The following is a 9,561-nucleotide window of genomic DNA, read 5'->3' on the forward strand; positions in this document are numbered from 1 at the left end:
GGCAACAGCCGGAACGTCCCGGCCCCGCCGTCGACGGCGTCATGGAGGCCGGGCTCCCGGCGCCCGTGCTGCGCGACGCCTCCCGGGACGCACGCCTGCTGGTAGTGGGCAGCCGGGGCCTCGGCGCCGTCCTGGGCCAGGTGGCCGGCTCGGTCTGCATCGATCTGGCCGGCTCGGCACCCTGCCCGGTGATGATAATCCGGCGCCCGCGCCGCCGGGCCCACCCCGTCGTGGTGGGAGTCGACGCCTCGCCCCGCAGCCCCGCCACGGTGGCCGAGGCCATCCGGTTGGCCAAAGTCCTCGGCGCCCCGCTGCACCTCGTCCACGTCGATCCATTGCGCGGCGGGGCACGGGAAGAGCACGGCCGCCATGCCCTGCTCCACGGCCAGGAGCTGCTCGAGCGCGCCATCGACGAGGCCCGCGGGATGGCGCCCGGGCTGGAGGTTGCCGGCGCCCTGCGTGAGGGCCATGCGGCCCGGGAGCTCCTCGACGCCGCGGACGACGCCGACGTGCTGGTGCTCGGGACCCACAACCCTGCGGCCGGAGCCGGCAACACGGTCTCCGCCGTGCTGCACAAGGCGCGCTGCAACGTGCTGGTCACCCGCTAGCCGCCGCGAGCGCAACCGATTCGGACCTGCAGACGCTGCAAGAAGGAGGCCGCGGTGCGAGCATGGCAAGTTGGACTTCCCGGGCCCATGTCCAGCGGCCCCCTCGTTGCCGCCGACCGCCCGGATCCTGTGCCGGGACGCGGCGAAGTCCTGCTGAAAGTGCGGGTCTGCGGTGTGTGCCGCACGGACTTGCACCTGGCCGAGGGCGACCTCACGCCGCGGCACGCCGGGGTCATCCCGGGCCATGAGGTAGTGGGTGAGGTGATCGGGCAGGGACCGGGGGCAGCCAGGTTCGGCATCGGCGAACGGGTGGGCGTGGCCTGGCTGGGCGGCACCTGTGGCGCCTGCCGGTTCTGCCTGCGCGGCCAGGAAAACCTCTGCCTGTCCCCCACGTTTACCGGCTGGGACCGCGACGGCGGGTACGCCGAACTCATCACCGCGGCGGAGAACTTCGCCTACCGGATCCCGGAGACGTTCAGCGACGAGGAGGCTGCGCCGCTCCTGTGTGCAGGCATCATCGGCTACCGGGCCCTGACCCGGGCCGAACTGCCGATCGGCGGACGGCTGGGCATCTATGGGTTCGGCGGCTCCGCGCATCTGGCGGCCCAAATCGCCCTTTACCGGGGTGCGCGCGTGTACGTCATGACCCGGTCCGCGCAGGCTCGCGCGCTGGCCCTGGACCTGGGCGCGACATTCGCGGGCGGGGCCGAGGAACAACCGCCCGATCCCCTGGATGCCGCGATCCTCTTCGCCCCCGCGGGCGGGCTGGTTCCGGTTGCGCTCCGGGCCCTGGACCGCGGCGGGACGCTCGCCGTCGCGGGCATCCACCTGAGCGATATACCGTCGCTGCACTACGCCGACGAGCTCTTCGAAGAGCGCCAGTTGCGCAGCGTCACAGCCAACACCAGGGCCGACGGCGAGGAGTTCTTCCGGATTGCCGCCGAGATCCCGCTCCGCCCGACCACTGTGGCGTACCCGTTCGAGGCCGCGGACCGGGCCCTGCGGGACCTGGCGGAGGACCGGATCACCGGAGCAGCCGTGCTGCACATGGACGCGACATAGCCCGGAACCACCGCAAGCAAGTCACCGCACCGACGCCGGGGACACGCTTCGGCGCGTCAGCCGGGCGTCCCGGCGTCCCGGCGGACTCGTGCTCCTGGCCCGCCCGGAGCAGCACCTTCTCGACGCCCACCCGCACCAGCACCGGAGCCGCGCGACAGTGGCGTTGGGCCCGGCTGCGCTCAGCCCAGGAGCGCATCGAGGGTGGTGAAGCCATAGCCGGCCTGGCGGATGCGGCTGATGACCTGGGGCAGGGCAGCGGCGTCCAGGGTGGTGCCGTCGTCGGGGTTGGAGCCGATGTGCATCAGGACAATTTCCCCCGGCTGCAGGCCCGACAGGACGCGGTCCGCCACGACCTGCGCCCTCACTCCGCCGCTGGTGCCTTTCCAGCCCAGGGTGTCGACGCTCCAGCGCACCGGAAGGTAGCCGAGGTTGTTGACGGTGGCGATGGTCCTGGCGTCGCGGTCGCCGAAGGGAAACCGGAAGAGCGGCCGCGGGTCAGCCCCGGCCGCCCGGATGGCCTCTTCGGCCGACCGGACCTGGTCCCTGATGCCGACGTCGGGCAGCCCGGTGAATGCCGGATGCGTCATGGAATGGTTGCCCACCCGGTGCCCGCCGGCAACGATCGCCGCCACTCCTCCGGGGTTCGCGGCAGCCCAGCTGCCGGTAAGGAAGAACGTGGCCCGCACGTCCGCGGCGGCAAGACTCTGCAGGATGCTCGGCAGTCCGGCAGCGTTGGCGCCGGCGTCGAAGGTCAGGGCCACTACGGTTCCGGCGCCCGGGATGCTCTCGACGTCGTGGCCGGCGAGCGCGGCGGGGAACCGCGCCGCGGGGGGCACGGTAGCGGGAGCCGTCGGTGCCCGGGTCGGCGGGGGGACGGGACCCGGCTCGGCCGGAACTGGTCCGCTGGTATTCGGAGCCGGCGATGCCGAGGTCGGTTCAGGGGACGGGGAGGCAGGGGGCGCGGTCCCGGAGGCACTTGCGCTGACGGGTCCGGATACCGGTGCGGTGACGGGCGCAGATGGGGGCGGTGACGCAGTCGGCACCCCCTGAAGCAGCACGACCGCGGCACCGGCGGCCAGAAACAGCGCAACCACCACGGCCGCGATCACCAACAGCCGGCGGCGGCCCGCGATCATGGACCCCATGCTTCACCTTGGCATCACGCGCTACGGCAGGCTAGGGCTCAAAGGCCCCGCCCGTGCCGCAGCCTAGGAGGCCGCCGGAATCAGGCCGTCCGCACGGTACCGGTCGAACAGCTGCAGGAATGCGTCTTCCGTGCGGCGGTACCCGGTGAAACCGGCGAGCCGGCTCTTGCTCATGTCCGTGACCACCTCGAGGTTCCGGCCCAGGTCGCCGTCCGTGTGCCACCAGGAGGCGACCTGCGCGAGGTCGGCTTCGGCCAGTCCATGGCGGGCGGCGATGCCCGACCACACGCCTTCCATGCCGCTCATTTGCTGCTCCAACGGCCGCGGTTCGTTGCTGTAACCCACCGGCTCGACCGCGAAGTAGTCGGCCAGCGCAGGCCACATGCGCCGCCAGCGGAAGACATCGCCGTTGACGATGTTGTAGGCCTGGTCGCCAACGTTGTCCGCTGTGGCCGCCCAGATCATGTGGTCCGCCAGCAGTCCGCTGTCGGTCATGTCCGTGAGGCTGTTCCACTGCGTCTCGGAGCCCGGGAAGATGAACGGCTGGCCCAGTTCCTTACAGATGGATGCCTGAACGGCGAGGGTTAGCCCCATGTTCATGGCGTTCCCGACCGCATGCCCGATCACCGTATGCGCCCGGTGCACGGACCAGCCAAAGCCCTGCTTCGCGGCAGCAGCCCACAACTCGTCTTCCTGGGCGTAGTAGAAGTTCGGCGTCGGCAGCCTCGGCTCGCTCTCCCGAAAGGGGGTGTCCGGCATTTCCCCGGCCGCATACGCCTCAAACGGGCCCAGATAGTGCTTCAGCCCGGTCATGAGGGCGACGTGCTTCACAGGCTTGCCGTTGAGGCTGGCGAGGACGTTCCGCAGCATGCCCGCGTTTGTGTCGATGTTCTCTTGTTCGGTCTTCCGCCTGGACCAGGCTGTGTAGAACACATGGGTGGGTGAAACATCTGCCAGGGCCTCGCGCAGGTTCTCCACGGATGTCAGATCCGCGCTCACATGGCGCACGTCACGGCGGCGGAGGGGATTGCGGGAGAGCCCCACCACGTCCCAGCCCTCCTCGACGAGCCTGTCCACCAGGGCGGATCCGGCAATTCCGCTTGCCCCCACCACCAGGGCGGTCCGGGTGTCGACGGTCTCTGAACTGCTTCGCACGTCATTCCTCCTGGCATCGCTTGTGCTGCGCCGCGCCCATCGCCTATGTCGGGTCCCTGCGCGCCGGCCCGCTTGATCGGGACGGCTGCTCGTCCAGCCTCTCATGCCGGGGTCCGGCGACGGTCCGGGAGGCCGTCCCGGCAAGCCGGTCCCGGCCGCGCGGTAGGATTCAGGGAGACGCCAAAACTGATACGAAGCTAAGGCGGAACATCCGTGAAATTCGTACTCCGGTATCCGCTCGTGGCCGGGACCCTCGTCGTCCTGCTGGCGGTGCTGGTCTTGCTGTTCTCCGGGCAGGAAGGCATAGCCCGGGCCGCTGCGAGCGTCTATGCCCTGGCCGTGGCGGCCTACCTCGCCGTCGGGATGGCGCGCCGGCTCGCAGGCGGGCAGTTCGGCATCGACATCCTGGCCGTCACCGCAATCGTCAGCACCGTGCTGGTGGGCGAGTACGTCGCCTCGATGATCGTCGTACTCATGCTCGCGGGCGGCACTGCCCTTGAGGACTACGCCGCCGGCCGGGCCAAGGGCGAACTCACCGCGTTGCTCGAACGCGTCCCGCAGACGGCCCACCGGGAGCGCAACGGCTCCGCCGCCGGAACCCACACAGCCGGAACCCACACAGCCGGACCCCCCGCCGCCGGAACCCCAACGGAAAGCCAACACGAGGACGTGGCGGCCGCCGACGTCGAGATCGGGGACATCCTGCTGGTCAGGCCCGGCGAGGTGGTCCCGCTGGACGGCGTCCTGCTCTCCGAGTCCGGCTCTTTCGATGAGTCCTCACTCACCGGGGAGAGCCTGCCGGTGGAGCGGTCCGCCGGGGACGGCCTCATGAGCGGTTCGCTGAACGGTGAGGCCGCCGTCCGGATGCGGGTCACGGCGCGCATGGAGGATTCGCAGTACAGCCGGATCGTCGCCCTCGTGCAGGAGGCAGCGGACAGCAAGGCGCCCATGGTCCGGCTCGCTGACCGCTATGCCGTGCCGTTCACGGCCCTCGCGTACGTGCTCGGCGCCGTGGGCTGGATCATCAGCGGCAGCCCGGAACGTTTCGCGGAGGTCCTCGTGGTGGCCACGCCGTGCCCCCTGCTGATCGCCGCGCCGGTGGCGTTCCTCGGCGGCATGAGCCGCGCCGCGCACTCCGGCGTCATCGTCAAGTACGCCGGGGTGCTGGAACAGCTGAGCCGGATCAAGACGGCCGCCTTCGACAAGACAGGGACCCTCACGTACGGCCGCCCGTCCCTGCTGCGTATCCGGACCGCCGGGCCCCTCGCAGAGGACGAGGTCCTGCAGTTGGCGGCGTCCGCGGAACAGTATTCCTCGCATGTCCTGGCCGCCTCAGTGGTGGAGGCCGCGCGGAACCGGGCCCTGCCCTTCGCGGCCGCCACCGAAGCCACCGAATTCGCCACCCACGGGGTCCGCGCCAGGTTCGATGGCCAGGACGTGGTGGTGGGCAAGCCAGCGTTCGTCGCAGAGTGGGCGTCCGGCGTGGTGGAGGCTGGGCTGGCCAGCGGCGAGCTCGCCATCTACGTCGGTGCCGGCGGAAAATTCGTGGGCGCCCTGGTGATGAGCGATCCCATCCGCAAAGAGACCCGCCGCACCCTCGCCGACCTCAAGGCCCTGGGCGTACGCCGAACGGTCATGCTGACCGGTGACGCGCTCGCCACGGCCCGGCACATCGCGGACGAGGCAGGGCTCACCGACGTCCGCGCCGAGTGCCTGCCGCGGGACAAGGTCGAGGCCGTCAGGTCGCTGCCGGACGGTCCGGTCATGATGGTCGGCGACGGCGTCAACGATGCCCCCGTCCTGGCGGTCGCCGACGTCGGAATCGCCATGGGCGCCCGCGGTTCGACGGCGGCCGGCGAGTCGGCCGACGTCGTGATCATCCTCGATGACCTCTCCAAGGTGGGGACCGCCGTCCGGATCGGGCAACGCACCGTGCAGGTGGCCCTGCAGAGCATCTGGATCGGCGTCGGCCTGAGCGTGGCCCTCATGCTGGCCGCCGCCGCGGGCTACGTGCCGGCCATCGCCGGCGCCCTGTCCCAGGAACTGGTGGACCTCGCCACAATCCTCAATGCCCTGCGTTCACTCGGCCCCGGCCGCCGCGGCGCAGCCAGCCCGGTGCGGTCCCGGGAAAGCGAGCGGCAGGCCCCGCTACCGGGATGACTATTGTCTGGCTGACTCTGTCTCTGCCGCCGCGACGGCTGACTCAGTCTCCGCTTCCGCGATCCGCGGCACGGTCTTGAGGTAGCTGTCCGGGTTCAGGGAGATCGAGTCGATCCCTTCGCGCACCAGGAACGCGGCGAACTCCGGGTGGTTGCTCGGTCCCTGCCCGCAAATGCCGATCTTGATGCCGGCGGCGTGGGCCTTGCGGATGGCCTCGCTGATCATCGCCATCACGGCCTCGTCCCGCTCATCGAAGAGCGCCGCGAGCTGGCCGGAGTCACGGTCCACGCCCAGGACCAGCTGGGTGAGGTCGTTGGAGCCGATCGAGAACCCGTCGAACCGCGTGGCGAACTTCTCGGCCAGGACCACGTTGGACGGGATTTCGCACATCATGTAGACCTGCAGCCCGTTGCTGCCGCGGACCAAACCATGCTCGTCCATCACGGCCAGGACCTTGTCCGCCTCCTGCGGCGTGCGGCAAAACGGCACCATGACAATCACGTTGGTGAACCCGAGCTTCTCGCGGACACGTTTGAGCGCGGCGCATTCGAGCGCGAACCCCTCGCGGTAACGGGGGTCGTAGTAGCGCGAGGCGCCGCGGAACCCGAGCATGGGATTCTCTTCCGGTTCCTCGAAGGCGCCACCGCCGAGCAGGTGGGCGTATTCGTTGGTCTTGAAGTCGCTGAGCCGGACAATCACGGGGCGCGGATAATACGGCGCGGCGATCTTGGCGATCCCCAGCGACAGGGCGTCCACGAAGTACTCGGCCGGGTCCGCATAGGCCTGCGCCAGCTCCCGGATCTGGTGCGCCTCGGCCGGATCCGTGACCCGTTCCGGGTGGACAAGCGCCATGGGATGGACGCGGATCAGGCTGCTGATGATGAATTCCATCCGGGCAAGCCCGACGCCGTCCGCCGGCAGCCGCCACCACTGGAAGGCCGCGGCTGGGCTGGCGATGTTGACCATGACGGCCGTGCGCGTCGCAGGCAGCGCGCCGAGGTCCACCTCTTCGGTTTCGAACGCCAGGGTGCCGTCGTAGACCCGGCCCAGATCACCTTCGGCGCAGGAGATCGTCACGGGCCGGCCCTCGGCCAGGACGGCCGTGGCGTTGCCGCTTCCGACGACGGCGGGGACACCCAGCTCGCGGCTGACGATCGCCGCGTGGCTCGTGGGGCCGCCGTGGTCCGTGACGATGCCGGCTGCCCGTTTCATGATGGGCACCCAGTCCGGGTCGGTCATTTCGGTCACGAGGATGGCGCCGTCGCGGAACCCCGCGATGTCCGCCGCGGTCCGGATGACGCAGGCCGTGCCGTGCGCAATCGAGTCGCCGATGGCCGATCCGGTGGCGAGCACGGGCCCCCGTTCCAGCAGGTGGTGGATGGTGAACTGCGGCCCGGTCCGGCGTGACTGGACCGTCTCGGGCCGGGCCTGGACCATGAAGAGTTCCCCGGTCTCGCCGTCCCGGGCCCATTCAATGTCCATGGGCCGGCCGTAGTGGTTTTCGACCGTGACGGCCCAGCGGGCGAGGGCGAGGATCTCGGCGTCGCCCAGCACGAAGGCCCGGCGCTCGGCCTCCGAGGTGTCCACCATCCGGGTGCGGGCGCTCCCGCCGCGGCTGTAGACCATTTTCCGGGCCTTGGAGCCGAGGGATTTCTCGATGATCGGGGTGATGCCCTCCGCGGCCGCGGACTCTGTCAGGAGCGGCTTGAAGACCAGGTACTTGTCCGGATTGATGGTGCCCTGGACGACGGTTTCGCCAAGGCCCCAGGCCGCGCTGATGACGGCGGCGCGGGGAAAGCCCGAGTCGGTATCGATGGAGAACATCACCCCGGAGGCGCCGACGTCGGAGCGCACCATCCGCTGGACGCCGATCGAGAGGGCGATGTCCATGTGGTCGAAGCCCTTGACCTCGCGGTAGCTGATGGCCCGGTCCGTGAAGAGTGAGGCGTAACAGCGGCGGCAGGCGTCCAGCAGTTCCCGCTCACCCGCGATGTTCAGGAAGGTCTCCTGCTGCCCGGCGAAGCTCGCGTCCGGGAGATCCTCCGCCGTCGCGCTGCTGCGCACGGCCACGGCGAGCCGGTCCATGCCGGCCCGGTCCCCCAGGGTCCGGTAGTGGGCGCGGATGGCGTCGGCGATGTCGCCGGGGAACTCGCTGGCCAGGAACAGGTCCCGGATGGCCTCGCCGGTGGCGCGCAGTGTGGCGTCCCCGGCCCGGTAGGCGGCAATGCGCGATCGCATGGCGGCGTCGATCCCGTTGGCCGCGACGAACGAGCGGTAGGCGGCGGCTGTGGTGGCGAACCCGTCAGGGACCCGTATCCCCTCGCTTTGGAGGGTCCGGATGAGCTCGCCGAGCGAGGCGTTCTTCCCGCCGACCCGCGGGACGTCGGCCATGCCGATCTCGTCAAACCACATCACGGGCGATTCAGCCATGTCAGCACTCCTGTGGATTGTCGGTGGACCCATACTGCGCGGGGCCGGTGTCCCGGGGTCAGGGGCTTTGGACCCGCGCGCCCCCTCCGGCTACTGTGCCGCCTGCCCCGGGCCGCCGCCGTCGAAATCGCCGGACACCTGCGGGATCGCCGGAACTATACGGCGATGTCGCGCGGATCCGGCGAACTCGAGGGTGCGGGGTCGCACGGATCCGGCGAACTCGGGGGTGCCGGGTCGCGCGCATCCGGCGAACTCGCGGCTAGGGGGCGGCGTCACGTGCGTTAGTCTTCGGCGGCGCTGATCCCGAACTCGCTCTTGAGCCGCACGCGGGCGCCGCGCTCAACCAGTGTGGGTATGTAGGTCCGGATCCGGCCTGCGTTCAGGGCATCGAATTCCTCGCCGACGATCCCGGCGATGTGCATCCGCGGCACGTGCGGAAACCTGGCAGCCAGACGCTCGACAACCTGATCAATGCTGGGTTCTTTCGCATCGTCCGTCACTTCTTCAGTGTGGAGCGGCCAGGTCCCGGCGTCAATGAATCTTCAGCTGGCAGGCGGCAGCAGGTGGCCCAGGCTCCGCAGGTAGGTGGCAAAGCCATGGGGCGCCCGGGCATGGGTCCGGCCGGAGGTCATGACCCTGATGCTGTCCGTTGCGGTGACCGTGAAGGCGCGGCTGCGGAGGCTGTGCACCAGGGTCCGGTCTTCTTCGGACGTGACCCTGGCGAACCCTCCGGCGGCAAGATAGGCGGAAGCCCGGACCCCGAAATTCGCGCCATAGATATGCGGGTGGTCCTCGCGGAAGGGGTGGCGTTCGTGCCAGCACCGGAGCAGTTCAGGGTCCATCCCGGCGGGGTCCGGTTCCACGGAACCCAGCACGGCGTCGGCCCCGGCCTCGGCGAACTCCAGCTGGCGCACCAGCCAGTTCTCCGGCACCCGGGAATCGGCGTCGGTGTTGGCCAGCCAGGTCCGGCCGGCCCAGGGCGGCGGCGTCCAGCGCTGGCC

7 protein-coding genes and 1 pseudogene are annotated in these 9,561 nt (G+C 70.2%); 3 read left to right on the forward strand and 5 right to left on the reverse strand.

The genetic code is table 11. The annotated features are described in order from the left end of the window. Window positions 1-608: universal stress protein (locus tag AC1D1S_RS16025; RefSeq protein WP_476994911.1), on the forward strand; the 608-nt coding region annotated here is incomplete at its 5' end. 54 nt (window positions 609-662) lie between these two features. Beyond that, window positions 663-1,670 carry a zinc-dependent alcohol dehydrogenase family protein gene (locus AC1D1S_RS16030; RefSeq protein WP_308197248.1) on the forward strand — a complete coding sequence of 336 codons (1,008 nt, stop codon included), beginning with the start codon at window positions 663-665 and terminating at the stop codon, window positions 1,668-1,670. Window positions 1,671-1,849: 179 nt separating this feature from the next. Here the strand turns inward: AC1D1S_RS16030 and AC1D1S_RS16035 are convergent, their stop codons facing one another. Then, window positions 1,850-2,815, reverse strand: coding sequence for a polysaccharide deacetylase family protein (locus AC1D1S_RS16035; protein WP_476945433.1), 966 nt, complete (start codon window positions 2,813-2,815; stop codon window positions 1,850-1,852). Window positions 2,816-2,878: 63 nt separating this feature from the next. Further along, complete coding sequence (locus AC1D1S_RS16040; RefSeq protein WP_476994912.1) at window positions 2,879-3,970, reverse strand: SDR family oxidoreductase; 1,092 nt, start codon at window positions 3,968-3,970, stop codon at window positions 2,879-2,881. Between the two features lie 213 nt (window positions 3,971-4,183). On the opposite strand from AC1D1S_RS16040, the gene AC1D1S_RS16045 reads away from it, so the two are divergent. Next, window positions 4,184-6,130, forward strand: coding sequence for a heavy metal translocating P-type ATPase (locus AC1D1S_RS16045; RefSeq protein ID WP_476994913.1), 1,947 nt, complete (start codon window positions 4,184-4,186; stop codon window positions 6,128-6,130). On the opposite strand, the gene ppsA is transcribed toward AC1D1S_RS16045, so the two are convergent. The 3 genes and pseudogenes from ppsA to AC1D1S_RS16060 form a co-directional block, all read right to left on the reverse strand. Next, window positions 6,131-8,560, reverse strand: coding sequence for a phosphoenolpyruvate synthase (ppsA, locus tag AC1D1S_RS16050; RefSeq protein ID WP_476994914.1), 2,430 nt, complete (start codon window positions 8,558-8,560; stop codon window positions 6,131-6,133). It lies immediately after the preceding gene. Window positions 8,561-8,841: 281 nt separating this feature from the next. Further along, window positions 8,842-9,060 carry a three-helix bundle dimerization domain-containing protein gene (locus AC1D1S_RS16055; RefSeq protein WP_028277122.1) on the reverse strand — a complete coding sequence of 73 codons (219 nt, stop codon included), beginning with the start codon at window positions 9,058-9,060 and terminating at the stop codon, window positions 8,842-8,844. 42 nt (window positions 9,061-9,102) lie between these two features. After that, a pseudogene (locus AC1D1S_RS16060) lies at window positions 9,103-9,561 on the reverse strand (glycosyltransferase); the annotation flags it as partial.

The organism is Arthrobacter sp. P1_A5 (assembly GCF_056406825.1).

What these genes read in the sequence shown, in the direction of transcription:
- AC1D1S_RS16035 (WP_476945433.1), bottom strand. Translation starts at nt 2,815, where the DNA reads ATGGGGTCCATGATCGCGGGCCGCCGCCGGCTGTTGGTGATCGCGGCC.
- ppsA (WP_476994914.1), bottom strand. Translation starts at nt 8,560, where the DNA reads ATGGCTGAATCGCCCGTGATGTGGTTTGACGAGATCGGCATGGCCGAC.